Here is a 15,409-nt window from a genome sequence, read left to right as displayed (position 1 = left end):
GGTACGTCTCCCCCTCTAGCCCTTGGCCACGGCACGGAGCCGATCGACCACGTCGGCCCGCAGTTCCGCGGGCTCCAGCACCACGACGTCGGGACCGAACTCGACGAGCCAGGCATCGAGCCCGTGCCCGTACGGAACCTCCAGTTCGTCCCATCCGTCACCGAGTTCCCGTACGGTCTCCGCCTTCGCCCGCAAGGGGTAGCCGGCGCCGGTGCGCAGTCGGATGCGGGCGCTGCGCTCCGCGCCCTCGCCGGCCCAGCGCGCGACGGTCTCCCGGACGGTGACCACGTCGGGGACGGGCTCGCGGTAGGCGCCGACGCGGCTGCGGACCCGGCCGGTGATCCTGGACAGCCGGAACACCCGCTCCGCCTCCCGGTCCCGGTCCCAGCCCGCGAGGTACCAGTGGCCGCGCCAGCACTCCAGGGCCCAGGGCTCGACCTGCCGGGGCTCCGGGCGGGCGGCGTTCGCCTTGCGGTAGTCGAACTGCACGGGCCGCCGGTCCCGGCAGGCCAGCATCATCGGCTCGAAGGCCGCCTCGTGCACGGGGATGCGGGGCTCCAGGGCGCCGTGGCCCTCGTGCGGGTCGACGGTCTCGGGCACGCCGGCCGCACGGAGTTTCTGGAGGGCGCCGCTGGCCGCTCCGGCGAGCCGGGCCTGCTGCCACACCCGGGCGGCGAGCCCCAGGGCCGCCGCCTCCTCCGCATCGAGGGAGATGGGCGGCAGCCGGTTGCTGTCGCGGCGGGCGAGGTAGCCGACGTCGCCGTCGAGGCTTTCGACGGTCTCGATGACGAGTCCGAGTTCGCGCAGGTCGTCCTTGTCGCGTTCGAACATCCGGTTGAACGAGTCGTCGGTCCCCTGGGCGCCCTCACCGGGGCCGAACGCCTCGATGTACGCCTCGATGGAGCCCCGTAGTTCCCGCTTGCTGAGAGGTCGCCGCGTCCCGAGCAGACACAGCGCCAGATTCATCAGCCGCTCGGCCTTGGAGATGGCCATCGACGCCTTACGTCCTCTCGTTCGCCCACCCGCCCGACGACCGTACCGTCCCGGGGCGCCACGGGAAAAGCCACGGGCCCACGCCGGGGGCGCGGACCCGTGGCTGATCAAAAATGATCAGATTCGACCGCGTCAGATCGACACGAGGTCGCACACGAAGATCAGCGTCTCGCCCGGGGCGATGCGGCCGCCCGCGCCACGGTCACCGTACGCGAGGTGCGCCGGGATCGTCAGCTTGCGGCGACCGCCGACCTTCATGCCCTCGACGCCCTGGTCCCATCCCTTGATGACCTGGCCGGCGCCCAACTGGAACTGGAGCGGCTTGCCGCGGTTCCAGCTCGCGTCGAACTCCTCGCCGGTGGAGAAGGCCACGCCCACGTAGTGCACGGAGACCAGGTCGCCCGCCTTGGCCTCCCTGCCGTCGCCCTCCCAGATGTCCACGATCTCAAGGTCCTTGGGGGCCTCGCCCTCGGGGAAGTCGATCTCGGGCTTTTCGATGCTCACGTCAATTGCTCCTGCTCAGGTGGATGGGCAACCGTCCCAGTGTTACATCTTCGCGAGGATGTCCACCGAGAAGACCAGCGTGGAGTCCTTCTTGATCGGCCCTTCCTGCGGGGGCTTGTCGCCGTAGCCGAGGGCGGGCGGAACCACGATGAGCACCCGGCTGCCGACCTTCTTGCCGGTGAGTCCCTGCGCCCAGCCCTTGACGACCTGACTCAGAGCGAACTGGGCCAGCTGCTTGCGCTGGTAGGAGGAGTCGAACTCCTTGCCGTCGGCCCAGAGCACGCCCTTGTACTGGACGAGGAGCGAGTCGGTCTCCTTGACCACCTCGCCGTCGCCCTCCAGGACGTACTCCGACACGAGCTTCGTCGGCGCGGCCGTCTTCGGCACGTCGACGGAGGGGGCCTTGCCGTCGGTGTTGGTCCCCACCTTCGGCAGGGCCTTGTCGTCCTGGGCGATCTTCTTGCCCCGGGCGGAGCTCTTCGCGTTGAAGGAGTCGACGATGTCGACGACGAACACCAGCGTGTCCGTCCCCTTGATCCCGGCCTGTTCGTTGCCCTGTTCGCCGTACCCGAGCAACGGCGGGATGGCCAGCTCCACCCGGGAACCGGCCTTCTTCCCCACCAGGGCCTGGTCCCAGCCCGGGATGACCTGCCCCACGCCGATCTGGAAGATGGCCGGGGCGCCACGGTCGTAGGAGTTGTCGAAGACCTTCGCGGACGACCAGATCTGGCCGAGGTAGTTCGCCTGGAGGTGGTCCCCCTTGGCGACGGTGACACCGCTGCCCGGCAGGACGTTCTTCACCGCGAGGTCCGACGACGGCGTGCCGCTGCCCTTCGCCACGGTCGGCTTCTCACCCCACTTCTTCCCCGCGGTGATGTCCGGCACGGGTCCCGACACGATCTTCCCGGACTGCTGGGGGGAATCGGTCGGCACGGGGGAGGAACTCTTGCTGGCGCTGCCCTTGTCGGTCTTGTCGTCACCGCACGCGGCGAGCGTCAACAGTCCGGCGGGCACGGCGAAGAGGAGTGAGCGTCGGCGCACGGTGGGGGCCTCGTATCGGTCGTTCTGGCGGTTGGCGTGCGCGCCACCTTACTGAGGTTTCCCCGCGCTCCGGCGCTCCGGCCCCCGGCCGGCACCGCCGGACCCCCAACGGACGCGTGGCCCCTGAGAAGCACGGGCCCACGAGGAGGGGGCGCCGTACGGTGAACGTACGACACCCCCGGGTCGGTTCCGGCTCACGGAGATCGGTGCGACCGCCGTGGTCGGCCCCACGGACCGGTCACATGCCGGCGATGAGCTTCTCCACCCGGTCGTCGACGGAGCGGAACGGGTCCTTGCACAGCACGGTGCGCTGCGCCTGGTCGTTGAGCTTGAGGTGCACCCAGTCGACGGTGAAGTCCCGCCGCTGTTCCTGCGCACGGCGGATGAAGTCGCCGCGCAGCCGGGCCCGGGTGGTCTGCGGGGGCACCGACTTGCCCTCGAAGATCTTGAGGTCGTCGCAGATCCGGGCGACCTGCCCGCGGCGCTCCAACAGGTAGTAGAGGCCCCGGCGACGGTGGATGTCGTGGTAGGCGAGGTCTATCTGGGCGACCCGCGGGTTCGACATGGTCATGTTGTGCTTGGCCCGGTACCGCTCGATCAACTGGTACTTCATGACCCAGTCGATCTCCGTGGAGATGCGGTCGAGGTCCTCGGCCTCGATCGCGTCCAGGGTGCGGCCCCAGAGTTCCAGCACCTGCTCGACCGTGCCGGTGCGGATGCCCCGGCGCTCGCAGAAGTCCACGGCCTTCTCGTAGTACTCGCGCTGCACCTCCAGGGCGGACGCCTCGCGCCCGCTCGCGAGGCGCACCTTGCGCTGCCCGGTGATGTCGTGGCTGACCTCGCGGATCGCCCGGATGGGGTTCTCCAGGGTCAGGTCACGCATCACCGTGCCCGCCTCGATCATGCGCAGCACCAGGTCCGTGGCCCCGACCTTGAGGAGCATCGTCGTCTCGGACATGTTCGAGTCGCCGACGATGACGTGGAGGCGGCGGTACCGCTCCGCGTCGGCGTGCGGTTCGTCACGGGTGTTGATGATGGGTCGGGAACGCGTCGTGGCCGAGCTGACGCCCTCCCAGATGTGTTCCGCCCGCTGGCTGACGCAGTACACCGCTCCGCGCGGGGTCTGGAGGACCTTGCCCGCGCCGCAGAGCAACTGCCTGGTGACGAGGAAGGGGATGAGGATGTCCGCGAGTCGGGAGAACTCGCCGTGCCGGGCCACCAGGTAGTTCTCGTGGCACCCGTACGAGTTCCCCGCCGAATCCGTGTTGTTCTTGAAGAGGTAGACGTCGCCCGCGATTCCCTCCTCGTGCAGGCGGCGTTCGGCGTCGACGAGCAGCCCTTCGAGGATCCGCTCACCGGCCTTGTCGTGGGTGACCAGCTCGGTCACGTTGTCACATTCGGGGGTCGCGTATTCAGGATGCGATCCGACATCGAGGTACAAGCGGGCGCCGTTGCGCAGAAAGACGTTGCTGCTCCGGCCCCATGACACGACACGGCGGAAGAGGTACCGCGCCACCTCGTCGGGAGACAGGCGGCGCTGTCCCCTGAACGTACATGTGACGCCGTACTCGTTCTCCAGCCCGAAAATGCGGCGGTCCATGACTGAACATTACGCCTGATGCCCTGTACTGAAACCGGGTTCGACCGTACCGTTCCGATCATTTTCCGATGACCCGGCCACCACGCCGGTGTGCAACGGAACCACCAGCGCCGCCCTCGCGACGACCAGCACGGTCAGGGCGGCGAGCCCCACCACGGCCGGAACCGTGAAGGCCGCCCGGGTGCCGCCCCACTCCACCACCGGCCCGGCCAGGGCGGTCCCGCCCGCCGCGCCGACGCTGAACGTGGTGACCAACCAGGAGAACGCCTCGGTGACCGTCCCGCGCGGGGCGTGCCGGTCCACCACCACGAAGGCGCAGGCCAGCGCGGGCGCCAGGAACACCCCGGCGAGCACGCTGAGCAGGGTCATGCCGACGACCCCGGGCACCAGGGCCAGCGGCACGTAACACAGCGCCAGCAGGGCCACCAGGACCCTCAGCCGCGGTTCGGGGGCACCGGCCCACTCCCGTGCGCCGTAGCCCAGTCCCCCGACCAGCGCCCCCAGGCCCAACGCCGCCATCAGCCCGCCGTACACCACGTCCCCGCCGCGGCCCTCGGCGTAGGACGCCCCGGCCACGGCGATGGAGCCGAGGGCCGCGCCGATGAACAGGAAGGCGCCCAGCAGGGTCAGCAGTCCGCCCGAACGCAGGGCGCCCAGCCAGTGGGCCTCGCGCGGGGCGGAGCGCCAGGCCCGTGAGGGCTTCGTGGTCACCACGGACAGCGCGCCGAGCACGCCGAGGCCGTTGATGACGAGCAGCGCCACCGCCGGCGACCACACCGACACGCACAGGGTCACCAGCAGCGGCCCCACCGTGAACATGACCTCCTGGGCCACCGCGTCCATCGCGTACGCCCGGTGCACCTGGCCGTCATGGGGCAGCACGTCCGGCCACAGTGCCCGCAGACCGCCCTCCAGGGGTGGGGTGAACACTCCGGCGAACGCCACCGCCGCGTAGGCCACCGCGAGGGAGTCGGTCCCGGCGAACGCGAGGACGCTCGCGCCGAGCGCCGACAGCAGTGCGGCGGGGACCTGGACGCCCGGTTGGCCGCGCAGGTCCACCAGACGGCCCAGGAGGGGCTGTCCGACGGCGTGGGTCAGGCCGTACACGGCCGCGAGGCCGCCCGCGAGGCTGTAGCTGCCGCCCTCGGCGCGCACCAGCAGCACGATCGCGATGGGGGCGGTGGCGCTGGGGAGTCTCCCCACGAGGGTGCCGATCAGCAGCCTCGCCGCGTAGCGCGCCCGGAAGATGTCCCCGTACCCCGAGGCCATGCGCGGCCCTCCCACTCCCTGAGGTGTTACGTATAACGTCGCCGTCATACGTACCATGTGGGCCATTCGGCGGTCCACCCGCTTTCCGCGGGCACCGCGAGGGACCCACCGGCCCGGGGCCGGACACCGACATGGAGGGCAGCAGTGAGGACGGAGGGCGGCGACCCCGGTGGTCACGGATCGTCATCGGGGGCCGGGCGGCCGACGGGGGGCCACGGCACCCGGCCCACCAGTCGGGACGTCGCCCGCGCCGCAGGGGTCTCCCAGGCGGCCGTGTCGCTCGTCCTGGGCGACAAGTGGCGCGGCCGGGTGGCCCCGACCACCGCGGAGCGGGTACGGGCCGCCGCGCGCGACCTCGGCTACCGCCCCAACCTGGCGGCCCGGAACCTGCGCCTCGGCCGCACGCGCACGGCGCTGCTGGTGGTGCCCGTCCTCAACAGCGACTTCTTCGCCGGGGTCCATGCGGGTGCCGCGCGGGTGGCCGCCCGGCACGGCTTCGGCGTCGTCCTGTACCCCGTCCCCACCGACGCCGGGTCGGCTCCCGACCCGTTCGAGTCGGCCCGTGCCGCCCTGGATGGAGTGATCGCCTCCTCCATGGCCCCGGACGCGGTCGCCGCCCTGAGGGGCGGTGAACTCCCCCTGGTCATGCTGGACTCCGACCCCGTGGCGGCGCACGGCGCGGCCGTCGTCAACCTCGACGTGGGCGACGGGGTGCGGCAGGTGGCCCGCCATCTGCTCGCCCTCGGACACCGGGACGTCCTGCACCTGGGCGCGGACGTCGACTCGTGGACCTTCCGCGTGCGGGCCAGCGCCCTCGCCGAGGTACTGCGGGACGGCTCGGCGACCCACCGGCGGGTCACCGCCCCGCTGCGCGTCGACGCGGCCCGCGACGCCGTGGCCGACGTACTGGGCCTGCCGGTCGAGGAGCGGCCCACCGCGGTGCTGTGCGACAGCGACGTGCTCGCCGCCGGCGTCCTGAAGACCGCCCGGCGGCTGGGGCTGCGGGTGCCCGAGGACCTGTCCGTGACCGGCTTCGACGACCTGTCCCTCGCCACCGCCGTCGAACCCGAACTCACCACCCTGCGGCTGCCGGCCGAGGACGTCGGCGCACACGGGATGCGCGGTCTGCTGGCGCTGCTCGACGGCGAGCAGCCGCCGCCGGTGACCCTGCCCGTGGAACTCGTGTCCCGCGGTTCCACCGCGACGGCCCCCGCCCGCCGCGGGGCGCCCTGACGGCGCGCCTGCCCTCCCGCCCCGCGGACGGCGAAGGGCCCGGACCGGCTACGACCGGTCGGGCCCCTCGTCCGGGTGCACTACGCCTCCGGGTCCGCCTCTTGTGCGGTGTCCGGGCCCGTCGACTTGGCGGGCTTGCTCGACTTGCCGGACTTCGCGGGCTTCGCGGTGCCCGCCGGCGCGCCGGTCTCCTCGGCGCCGGACTCCGCCCCGGCGTCGTCCGCTGCGGAGTCCGCCGCTTCGCCGGGGGGCCGGGTGCCCTCCTCCAGCAGACGGGCGAGCTGACGCCCGACGATCCGCTTGAACTTGCGCTGCTGGGGGCGGGTGCGGTCCAGGACCGCCACCTCCAGGCGCTCGGCGGGGATCTCCCGCTCGCTGCCGTTGGTGTCCCGCGAGAGGGCCTGCACGGCCAGCCGCAGGGCCGCCGCGAGCGACATCCCGTCCTCGTGGCGCTGGTCCAGGTAGGTGCTGATCTGTTCGGCGTTGCCGCCGACGGCGACCGAGCCGTGCTCGTCCACGATCGATCCGTCGTGCGGCAGCCGGTAGATCTGGTCGCCCTCGGGAGCGTCACCGACCTCGGCGACGACCAGCTCCACCTCGTACGGCTTCTCGGCCGAGCTGGAGAAGATCGTGCCGAGCGTCTGGGCGTACACGTTCGCCAGCCCGCGGGCGGTCACGTCATCGCGGTCGTAGGTGTAACCCCGCAGGTCGGCGTAGCGCACCCCGCCGATCCGAAGGTTCTCGTACTCGTTGTACTTGCCGGCCGCGGCGAAGCCGATCCGGTCGTAGATCTCGCTGAACTTGTGCAGCGCGCGGGACGGGTTCTCACCGACGAACACGATGCCGTCGGTGTACTGGAGAACGACCAGGCTGCGCCCCCGGGCGATGCCCTTGCGCGCGTACTCCGCCCGATCGGCCATGGCCTGCTGGGGTGAGACGTAGAACGGCGTAGACACCGGCTGTCCGTCCTTTTCTGTGAGTGGCGATTACGGTTTCGGCAGGTGGTCAGAGCAGGGCGGCACGGGGGCCGTCGGGCTGCTCCAGACGCCGCTCCAGGATCGAGCGGGCGATCTCGGAGGACTCGGCCTCCGTCAGCCTGCGGAATCCGCTCTCGGTGATCACGGTCACGATCGGGTAGATGCGCCGGGCCACGTCCGGGCCGCCGGTCGCCGAATCGTCGTCGGCGGCGTCGTACAACGCCTGCACCACGAGCGTCGTCGCCTGCTGTTCGGTGAGCTCGTCGTGGTAGAGCTTCTTCATCGAGCCGCGGGCGAAGATCGAGCCCGAGCCGGTGGCCGCGAAGCCCTGCTCCTCGCTCCGTCCGCCCGTCACGTCGTAACTGAAGACGCGGCCCTTCTCGCGGTCGACGTCGTAGCCGGCGAAGAGGGGCACCACGGCGAGGCCCTGCATGGCCATCCCGAGGTTGGAACGGATCATCGTGGAGAGCCGGTTGGCCTTGCCCTCCAGGGAGAGCTGGACGCCCTCGACCTTCTCGAAGTGCTCCAACTCCAGTTGGAACAGCTTGACCATCTCGACCGCGAGGCCCGCCGTGCCGGCGATGCCGACGGCCGAGTACTCGTCCGCCGGGAACACCTTCTCGATGTCCCGCTGCGCGATCATGCTGCCCATCGTGGCCCGCCGGTCACCGGCGAGCACCACACCGCCCGGGAAGGTCACGGCGACGATCGTAGTGCCGTGCGGCACCGCGATGGCGCCCTGGACCGGGGGCAGCGCCCGGTTGCCCGGCAGCATGTCCGGCTGGTGCACGGAGAGGAAGTCCACGAAGGACGACGAGCCGGGGGTGAGGAAGGCAGCTGGTAGACGCCCGGTGCCACGGTTGTTGGCTTCCACGAGTTTCCCTCCAGATAAGCGGCAGCCCTGCGGACGGTGTCGGGATCGGCGCCCAACTTGCCGACGGCCGAATTGCAGTTGAAGCACGGTACGCCAGGGACCTTACCCGCCTCGCGGCCGTGATCCACATGCGTGGAGGGCCGGAACGTACGGGGCCGGGAACGGCGCGGGAGGTGGTGGTGCGCGGTCGGACGCGCCACCGCCCGCCCGGGTGTTCGCACCGGACCGGCGCGGGCGGGCCGACCCGCCGCGCGACCGCGGGCACAGGACCCGCCCGCGGTCGCGCGAGGGCGTCTTCGGACCGCGCGGGTCCGGCCCGTTCGTTACTGGCCGCCCTTTTGCACGAAGGAGCGCACGAAGTCCTCGGCGTTCTCCTCCAGGACGTCGTCGATCTCGTCCAGAACGGAGTCGACGTCGTCGCTCAGTTTCTCCTGGCGCTCCTTGAGGTCCTCGGACGCCTGCGCGTCCTGCGCCTGCTCCTCGGTCTCCTCGTTGGTGCGCGTGGCCTTCTGCTGTCCGCCGCCGGTGTCCTTGGTCGCCATCAACCCTCACCCCGCTCGGTTCGCCCGACTCAGTTCGATCGGTCAAGATCAGACCCTACAAGCTGGGTCCGACATCGGCCCCCGCGTTCGTACAACGTCCGGGGATCATCATCATGATTCCCGGGGACGGTGCCCTTCAGCCGCTCCGGGGACCGGTTTCGGTACCGGTCCCGCTGCGCCGGTCACCCGCCGGACAGGACCTTGACGAGTTCCTCGGCCGTGCGACAGCGGTCGAGGAGCGCTTTGACGTGGTTGCGCGTGCCGCGCAACGGTTCCAGGGTGGGGACCCGCTGGAGGGAGTCCCGACCGGGCAGGTCGAAGATCACGGAGTCCCAGGAGGCCGCGGCCACGTCGTCCGCGTACTGCTCCAGACAGCGTCCCCGGAAGTAGGCCCTGGTGTCCTCCGGGGGCTTGGTGCGGGCCCGTTCCACCTCCTCCTCGTCCAGGAGCCGCTGCATCTTGCCCCGGGCCACCAGCCGGTTGTACAGGCCCTTCTCGGCGCGCACATCCGCGTACTGGAGGTCGACCAGGTGCAGCCGGGCGGCGTCCCAGTCGAGGCCGTCCCGCCGCCGGTAGCCCTCCATCAGCTCCCGCTTGGCGACCCAGTCCAGCTCCCCGGACAGGCTCATCGGATCGTTCTCCAGCCGGTTCAGCGTGTCTTCCCACCGGGCGAGCACGTCCCGGGTCTGTTCGTCCGCATCGGCCCCGAACCGTTCCTCCACGTACTTGCGGGACAGCTCGTAGTACTCCATCTGGAGCTGTACCGCGGTGAGCGTGCGTCCGCTGCGGAGCGTGATGAGCCGTTGCAGCCCGGGGTCGTGCGAGACCTGGTGCAGCGTGCGCACCGGCTGGTCGACGGCGAGGTCCACGGCGATGAAGCCGTCCTCGATCATGGACAGGACCAGTGCGGTGGTGCCGAGCTTCAGATAGGTGGAGATCTCGGAGAGGTTGGCGTCGCCGATGATCACATGGAGGCGCCGGTACTTCTCGGCGTCGGCGTGCGGCTCGTCCCGGGTGTTGATGATGGGCCGCTTCAGCGTGGTCTCCAGGCCGACCTCGACCTCGAAGTAGTCCGCGCGCTGGCTGATCTGGAAGCCGTCTTCGTGGCCGTCCTGGCCGATCCCGACGCGACCGGCCCCGGTGACGACCTGCCGGGAGACGAAGAAGGGCGTGAGGTGGCGCACGATGTCCGAGAAGGCGGTCTCCCGCTTCATCAGGTAGTTCTCGTGCGTCCCGTAGGAGGCGCCCTTGTTGTCGGTGTTGTTCTTGTAGAGGTGGATGGGCTGCGCGCCGGGGAGCTGGGCGGCCCGCTCGGCGGCCTCCGCCATGATCCGCTCCCCCGCCTTGTCCCACAGGACGGCGTCCCGCGGGTTGGTGATCTCCGGGGAGCTGTACTCGGGATGCGCGTGGTCCACGTAGAGCCGGGCGCCGTTGGTCAGGATGACGTTGGCGAGGCCGATGTCCTCGTCGGTGAGCTGGCTGGAGTCGGCGGCCTCGCGCGCGAGGTCGAAGCCCCGGGCGTCACGCAGCGGGTTCTCCTCCTCGAAGTCCCACCGGGCCCGGCGGGCCCGGTGCATCGCTGCCGCGTAGGCGTTGACGATCTGGGAAGAGGTGAGCATGGCATTGGCATTGGGGTGGCCGGGAACGGAGATGCCGTACTCCGTCTCGATGCCCATTACTCGCCGTACGGTCATGCGGCCCTCCTTGCCCGACGACGCCCCCGGGCGGGGGCGGCGCTCAAGTACCGCTGGTGCTCCGGTCCGTGTGCGGTGCCCGTCCCCGCACTGCGTGACGCGGCGGTACAGGAGAGCCTATGACGCCTCTGCGCTGGTGGGGAGATCATTCTCGTCATTGCCGTGTCACCGTGTGCCGTCCGGTGAAACAGTCGGCTGCGGGCACCCGTGGGCACCCGCAGCCGCCCGGTTCGTCTAGAGGTACTGGCCGGTGTTCGCCACCGTGTCGATGGAGCGTCCGGTGTCGGCGCCCTGCTTCCCGGTGACCAGGGTGCGGATGTAGACGATCCGCTCGCCCTTCTTGCCGGAGATCCGGGCCCAGTCGTCCGGGTTGGTGGTGTTGGGGAGGTCCTCGTTCTCCTTGAACTCGTCCACGCACGCCTGGAGGAGGTGGGAGACCCGCAGCCCCTTCTGGTTCTGCTCCAGGAACGCCTTGATCGCCATCTTCTTGGCACGGCCCACGATGTTCTCGATCATGGCGCCGGAGTTGAAGTCCTTGAAGTACAGGACCTCCTTGTCACCGTTGGCGTAGGTGACCTCCAGGAAGCGGTTCTCCTCGGACTCGGCGTACATCTGCTCGACGGCGGTCTGGATCATGCCCTGCACCGTGGCCCCGCGGTCGCCGCCGTGCTCTCCGAGGTCGTCGGAGTGCAGCGGGAGCCGCTGGGTGAGGTACTTGCCGAAGATGTCCTTGGCCGCCTCGGCGTCCGGACGCTCGATCTTGATCTTCACATCGAGCCGGCCGGGCCGCAGGATCGCGGGGTCGATCATGTCCTCGCGGTTGGAGGCACCGATGACGACCACGTTCTCCAGGCCCTCGACACCGTCGATCTCGGCGAGGAGCTGCGGGACGATGGTGTTCTCGACGTCCGAGCTGACGCCCGAGCCGCGGGTGCGGAACAGGGACTCCATCTCGTCGAAGAAGACGATGACCGGGGTGCCCTCGCTGGCCTTCTCACGGGCTCGCTGGAACACCAGGCGGATCTGCCGCTCGGTCTCGCCGACGTACTTGTTGAGCAGCTCCGGGCCCTTGATGTTGAGGAAGAAGCTCTTGCCCGACGCCTGCCCGGTGACTTCGGCGACCTTCTTCGCGAGGGAGTTGGCCACCGCCTTGGCGATGAGGGTCTTCCCGCACCCGGGCGGGCCGTAGAGGAGGACGCCCTTGGGCGGGCGCAGTTCGTGCTCCTTGAACAGGTCCGGGTAGAGGTAGGGGAGCTCGACCGCGTCGCGGATCAGCTCGATCTGGTTGCCCAGACCGCCGATCTGCTCGTAGCCGATGTCCGGGACCTCTTCGAGGACGAGTTCCTCGACCTCGCTCTTGGGCACGACCTCGTAGACGTAGCCGGAGCGGGATTCGAGGAGCAGGGCGTCACCCGGGCGGATGGTCACGTCGAGGAGCGGCTCGGCGAGCCGGACGACGCGCTCTTCGTCGGTGTGTCCGACGACCAGGGCGCGTTCGCCGTCCTCCAGGATCTCCTTGAGGGTGACGATGTCGCCGACGCGCTCGTACGTCATGGCCTCGACCACGTTGAGCGCCTCGTTCAGCATGACTTCCTGGCCGCGCCGGAGTTCGTCGAGTTCGACGCTCGGGCTCACGTTCACCCGGAGCTTGCGGCCCCCGGTGAAGATGTCGGCGGTGCCGTCCTCGTTGGCGGTGAGGAAGACGCCGAAGCCGGCCGGCGGCTGGGCGAGCCGGTCGACCTCCTCCTTGAGGGCCACGATCTGGTCGCGGGCCTCACGGAGCGTGTTCGCGAGTCGTTCGTTCTGCGCGGACACGCCGGCCAGGTTCGTCTGGAGTTCGACGATCCGCTCTTCGAGAATCCTCGTGTGCCGCGGAGAGTCGGCGAGCTTGCGTCGCAGGACGGCGATCTCCTGCTCAAGATAGGCGATCTGACCGGCCGGGTCATCGGACCCCCGACCCGGGCGGATGCCGCGGTTCGTGTCGTCGTGGGCTGCCACGGTCCTCACCTCCTCCAAGGGGAGCTGGACGCTTCCTGACCCTACCTGGGTGGGTGTCGATTGAAACCCCTAGATCACAAAGACCGTGGGGGTGTGTCCGATCTTCACCCTTGCGCTCTCCCTCACGCCAGGTGGATACCCACGGAATGACGTCTGAAAGCGGCCCGGTCCGCTCAGGAAATGGTCAACACCCATCACCGGGCGGCCGACTTGTGCCGTGGTCCGGGTGTCCGGGGAGCGGATCGGCCCCTCTGATGTGACGGGCGCCACGTGTGCACGACGGGTGCTCCGACCCGGTTTTCGGCCAGCGGCAGCAGCGACCGGCGGTGACGCTGCGTGTGCCGTGGGCGGGGCACCGGCGCCGGTGCGGGCGGTTGTATCGTCGAGACGTCCGGCACGCGCGCGGGACGGGTGTTCGCCCGGGAGATCGACCGGGGCCGCCGGGGTCCACGAGGCCCCGGAGCCCTCGGAGTCGTCCGGCGACCGGCCCGGCCCGGCGGGTGCACGAGTTGCGCGGCTCATGGTGGGAGACAAGACGGTGGGGCAAGAGGACCGGTCCGGGACGCGGGAGGGCGACGGCCCCGAGCTGGAGGTCTGGATCGACCAGGACCTCTGCACGGGCGACGGGATCTGTGTGCAGTACGCCCCGGAGGTCTTCGAGCTGGACATCGACGGTCTGGCCTACGTGAAGAGCGCCGACGACGAGTTGCTCCAGGCTCCGGGGGCCACGACCCGGGTGCCGCTGCCGCTGTTGCAGGACGTCGCCGACTCCGCCAAGGAGTGCCCCGGGGACTGCATCCACGTGCGGCGGATCACCGACCGGGTCGAGGTGCACGGACCGGACGCGGCCTGAGACGGCACGCGGTGCCGTCCGCACGGTCCGAGCGGCCGGGCCGGCGCAGGGCCCGTCAGGCGCTCAGTGCACGCCCGGTGTCGGCGCTGTGGAAACGGCCGTCGTGCCAGGTCCAGGTGGTCCGCTTGCGCTCGTCCGGACAGCAGTTGGGCACCTCGGGCGAGGAGTAGCCGAGCAGGGTGGCGAGCACGGTCCCGCCGCGTACGGAGAGATCGGTGACGCTCAGCCGGTCCTTGGGCTCGACCAGGGTGGCGACCACCCGGGGGGCCGCTTCGGCGCCGGCCCGGGTGAGGACGTAGACCCCGCTGGGCGGCGTCCCCATGCCCGTGTCGCAGCGCGCCACCGCGACCGTCTCGGGCGTCCCGTCCCCGTCGAGGTCGCCGCTCGCCTCCTGGACGACGCGCACCCCGACGGGACCGCAGTCGAGCGGGAGCGTCACGTCGGCCGGATCGGGTGCGGGGCCGGGAACCTTCCGGGCGTCGGCCCGGGGACGGCCCTCCTGGACGGCCGTCGCCGCGTCGGGCTGGAGGAGGGACGAGGCCGCGATCACACCGGCGAGGGCCGCGGCGGTGGCCACCCAGTGGATGGGCCGGGTGCGGGTGTGCGCCAGTTCCGGAACGGCGGGGTGCTGCACGAGGAGTGTCTCCTGTGAGGGCTGTGCCGGTGGGGTGGCCAGCATCGTGCCACACGGCGCGAGGCAGGGGAACGGCGGGGCCGGGGTTCCGGGAACGGCGGGTCGCGGGTCACCCGGCACGGCACGCGCTCAACGCGCGGATGCCGCCGTCGAGTTTCCCGGACGGACCGGGAACTCGGCGGCGGCATCCGCGCGTTGTGAAAGGTGTGGCCGATACGGCCGTGTTGGCCCGAGGGGCCCCGCAGCTGGCACGCGATGCCGTCTGTGGGGCGGGTGGCACGGGTCAGCGGGTGGCGCCGCCGTCGGCGTTGGGACCCGAGTAGTCGTCGCCGTACGCACCCTTGGCGGGGCGGCGGCGGCGCATCGGGGGCTCGACGCCGTCGGCGAGCCGACGGGCGGTGAGGAGGAACCCGGTGTGACCGATCATGCGGTGGTCGGGGCGTACGGCGAGACCCTCGATGTGCCAGTTGCGGATCATCGTCTCCCAGGCGGTCGGCTCGTTGAAGCAGCCGATCTCCCGGATGGACTCCACGGTCCGGGCGAGCTGGGTCGTCGTCGCCACGTAGCAGCAGACGATGCCACCGGGGACGAGGGCCTTGGAAACGGCCTCCAGGCACTCCCAGGGCGCCAGCATGTCGAGGATGACCCGGTCGACGTCCGTGTCGGACAGGTTGTCCTGGAGGTCGCCGACGGTCAGCTGCCAGGCCGGGTGCGGGCCGCCGAAGTAGCGCTCCACGTTCTGCCGGGCGATGTCCGCGAAGTCCTCGCGGCGCTCGTAGGAGTGGAGCATGCCCTGGTCGCCGATGGCGCGGAGCAGGAAGCTGCTCAGCGATCCGGAGCCCACTCCCGCTTCCACGACGCGGGCGCCGGGGAAGATGTCCGCGAAGGCGAGGATCTGCCCCGCGTCCTTGGGGTAGACCACGGCGGCGCCGCGGGGCATGGACAGGACATAGTCGGGGAGCAGGGGGCGCAGCGCTAGGTAGGCGACGTTCCCCGTGGTGCGGACAACACTGCCCTCGGGGGAGCCGATCAGCTCGTCGTGCGGGAACGACCCTTTGTGGGTGTGGAAGTTCTTCCCGGCTTCGAGCGTGAACGTGTAGTGGCGTCCCTTGGGGTCGGTGAGCTGGACCTGGTCCCCGACCTTGAAGGGCCCACGGCGGCGGGCGGCACCGGTCGGTTCGGACATGTGACCAGCCT

14 protein-coding genes and 1 pseudogene are annotated in these 15,409 nt (G+C 70.6%); 2 read left to right on the top strand and 13 right to left on the bottom strand.

The genetic code is table 11. The features are described 5' to 3' along the window. Positions 1 to 15: 15 nt before the first annotated feature. The 5 genes from ACFV88_RS20595 to ACFV88_RS20575 form a co-directional block, all read right to left on the bottom strand. Positions 16 to 993 carry a helix-turn-helix transcriptional regulator gene (locus tag ACFV88_RS20595; RefSeq protein ID WP_385493106.1) on the bottom strand — a complete coding sequence of 326 codons (978 nt, stop codon included), beginning with the start codon at positions 991 to 993 and terminating at the stop codon, positions 16 to 18. Between the two features lie 132 nt (positions 994 to 1,125). Then, positions 1,126 to 1,497: an FKBP-type peptidyl-prolyl cis-trans isomerase gene (locus tag ACFV88_RS20590; protein WP_385493105.1), complete on the bottom strand. Its 372-nt coding sequence runs from the start codon at positions 1,495 to 1,497 to the stop codon at positions 1,126 to 1,128. 42 nt (positions 1,498 to 1,539) lie between these two features. Then, positions 1,540 to 2,538: an FKBP-type peptidyl-prolyl cis-trans isomerase gene (locus tag ACFV88_RS20585; protein WP_385493104.1), complete on the bottom strand. Its 999-nt coding sequence runs from the start codon at positions 2,536 to 2,538 to the stop codon at positions 1,540 to 1,542. Positions 2,539 to 2,776: 238 nt separating this feature from the next. Continuing rightward, on the bottom strand, positions 2,777 to 4,138 hold the full coding sequence (gene pafA, locus ACFV88_RS20580; protein ID WP_385493103.1) for a Pup--protein ligase: 1,362 nt from the start codon (positions 4,136 to 4,138) through the stop codon (positions 2,777 to 2,779). Positions 4,139 to 4,147: 9 nt separating this feature from the next. Continuing rightward, complete coding sequence (locus ACFV88_RS20575; RefSeq protein ID WP_385493102.1) at positions 4,148 to 5,407, bottom strand: MFS transporter; 1,260 nt, start codon at positions 5,405 to 5,407, stop codon at positions 4,148 to 4,150. 144 nt (positions 5,408 to 5,551) lie between these two features. Between ACFV88_RS20575 and ACFV88_RS20570 the strand changes: the two genes are divergently transcribed. Next, positions 5,552 to 6,640: a LacI family DNA-binding transcriptional regulator gene (locus ACFV88_RS20570; protein ID WP_385493100.1), complete on the top strand. Its 1,089-nt coding sequence runs from the start codon at positions 5,552 to 5,554 to the stop codon at positions 6,638 to 6,640. 80 nt (positions 6,641 to 6,720) lie between these two features. Here the strand turns inward: ACFV88_RS20570 and prcA are convergent, their stop codons facing one another. From prcA to arc, 6 genes and pseudogenes are all read right to left on the bottom strand, one after another. After that, entirely contained in the window at positions 6,721 to 7,596 is an 876-nt protein-coding gene (prcA, locus tag ACFV88_RS20565) for a proteasome subunit alpha (protein ID WP_385493099.1), read from the bottom strand. A gap of 49 nt (positions 7,597 to 7,645) precedes the next feature. Further along, on the bottom strand, positions 7,646 to 8,491 hold the full coding sequence (gene prcB / locus ACFV88_RS20560; RefSeq protein WP_385493098.1) for a proteasome subunit beta: 846 nt from the start codon (positions 8,489 to 8,491) through the stop codon (positions 7,646 to 7,648). Beyond that, positions 8,446 to 8,691: pseudogene (locus ACFV88_RS20555) on the bottom strand (endonuclease domain-containing protein); the annotation flags it as partial. The pseudogene ACFV88_RS20555 and the gene prcB, both read right to left, overlap by 46 nt. Positions 8,692 to 8,814: 123 nt before the next feature. After that, positions 8,815 to 9,033 carry a ubiquitin-like protein Pup gene (locus ACFV88_RS20550; RefSeq protein ID WP_385493097.1) on the bottom strand — a complete coding sequence of 73 codons (219 nt, stop codon included), beginning with the start codon at positions 9,031 to 9,033 and terminating at the stop codon, positions 8,815 to 8,817. Positions 9,034 to 9,215: 182 nt separating this feature from the next. After that, positions 9,216 to 10,727: a depupylase/deamidase Dop gene (gene dop, locus ACFV88_RS20545; protein WP_385493096.1), complete on the bottom strand. Its 1,512-nt coding sequence runs from the start codon at positions 10,725 to 10,727 to the stop codon at positions 9,216 to 9,218. A 234-nt stretch (positions 10,728 to 10,961) separates the two neighbouring features. Further along, a complete protein-coding gene (gene arc, locus ACFV88_RS20540) occupies positions 10,962 to 12,725 on the bottom strand; it encodes a proteasome ATPase (RefSeq protein ID WP_385493095.1) in 1,764 nt (587 codons plus the stop codon). Between the two features lie 520 nt (positions 12,726 to 13,245). Here arc and ACFV88_RS20535 point away from each other — a divergent pair. Further along, positions 13,246 to 13,578, top strand: coding sequence for a ferredoxin (locus tag ACFV88_RS20535; protein ID WP_385493094.1), 333 nt, complete (start codon positions 13,246 to 13,248; stop codon positions 13,576 to 13,578). Between the two features lie 55 nt (positions 13,579 to 13,633). Here ACFV88_RS20535 and ACFV88_RS20530 read toward each other — a convergent pair whose 3' ends face one another. Both ACFV88_RS20530 and ACFV88_RS20525 read right to left on the bottom strand, forming a co-directional pair. Further along, on the bottom strand, positions 13,634 to 14,212 hold the full coding sequence (locus ACFV88_RS20530; RefSeq protein ID WP_385493093.1) for a hypothetical protein: 579 nt from the start codon (positions 14,210 to 14,212) through the stop codon (positions 13,634 to 13,636). A gap of 283 nt (positions 14,213 to 14,495) precedes the next feature. Next, complete coding sequence (locus ACFV88_RS20525) at positions 14,496 to 15,398, bottom strand: tRNA (adenine-N1)-methyltransferase (RefSeq protein ID WP_385493092.1); 903 nt, start codon at positions 15,396 to 15,398, stop codon at positions 14,496 to 14,498. Between the last annotated feature and the right edge of the window lie 11 nt (positions 15,399 to 15,409).

The sequence above is a fragment of the Streptomyces sp. NPDC059816 genome (genome assembly GCF_042732055.1).
GTDB lineage: Bacteria > Actinomycetota > Actinomycetes > Streptomycetales > Streptomycetaceae > Streptomyces.
This window is presented reverse-complemented; position numbering and strand designations above follow the sequence as displayed.

What these genes read in the sequence shown, in the direction of transcription:
- dop (WP_385493096.1), bottom strand. Translation starts at nt 10,727, where the DNA reads ATGACCGTACGGCGAGTAATGGGCATCGAGACGGAGTACGGCATCTCC.
- ACFV88_RS20550 (WP_385493097.1), bottom strand. Translation starts at nt 9,033, where the DNA reads ATGGCGACCAAGGACACCGGCGGCGGACAGCAGAAGGCCACGCGCACC.
- ACFV88_RS20525 (WP_385493092.1), bottom strand. Translation starts at nt 15,398, where the DNA reads ATGTCCGAACCGACCGGTGCCGCCCGCCGCCGTGGGCCCTTCAAGGTC.
- ACFV88_RS20535 (WP_385493094.1), top strand. Translation starts at nt 13,246, where the DNA reads ATGGTGGGAGACAAGACGGTGGGGCAAGAGGACCGGTCCGGGACGCGG.
- ACFV88_RS20575 (WP_385493102.1), bottom strand. Translation starts at nt 5,407, where the DNA reads ATGGCCTCGGGGTACGGGGACATCTTCCGGGCGCGCTACGCGGCGAGG.
- ACFV88_RS20595 (WP_385493106.1), bottom strand. Translation starts at nt 993, where the DNA reads ATGGCCATCTCCAAGGCCGAGCGGCTGATGAATCTGGCGCTGTGTCTG.
- pafA (WP_385493103.1), bottom strand. Translation starts at nt 4,138, where the DNA reads ATGGACCGCCGCATTTTCGGGCTGGAGAACGAGTACGGCGTCACATGT.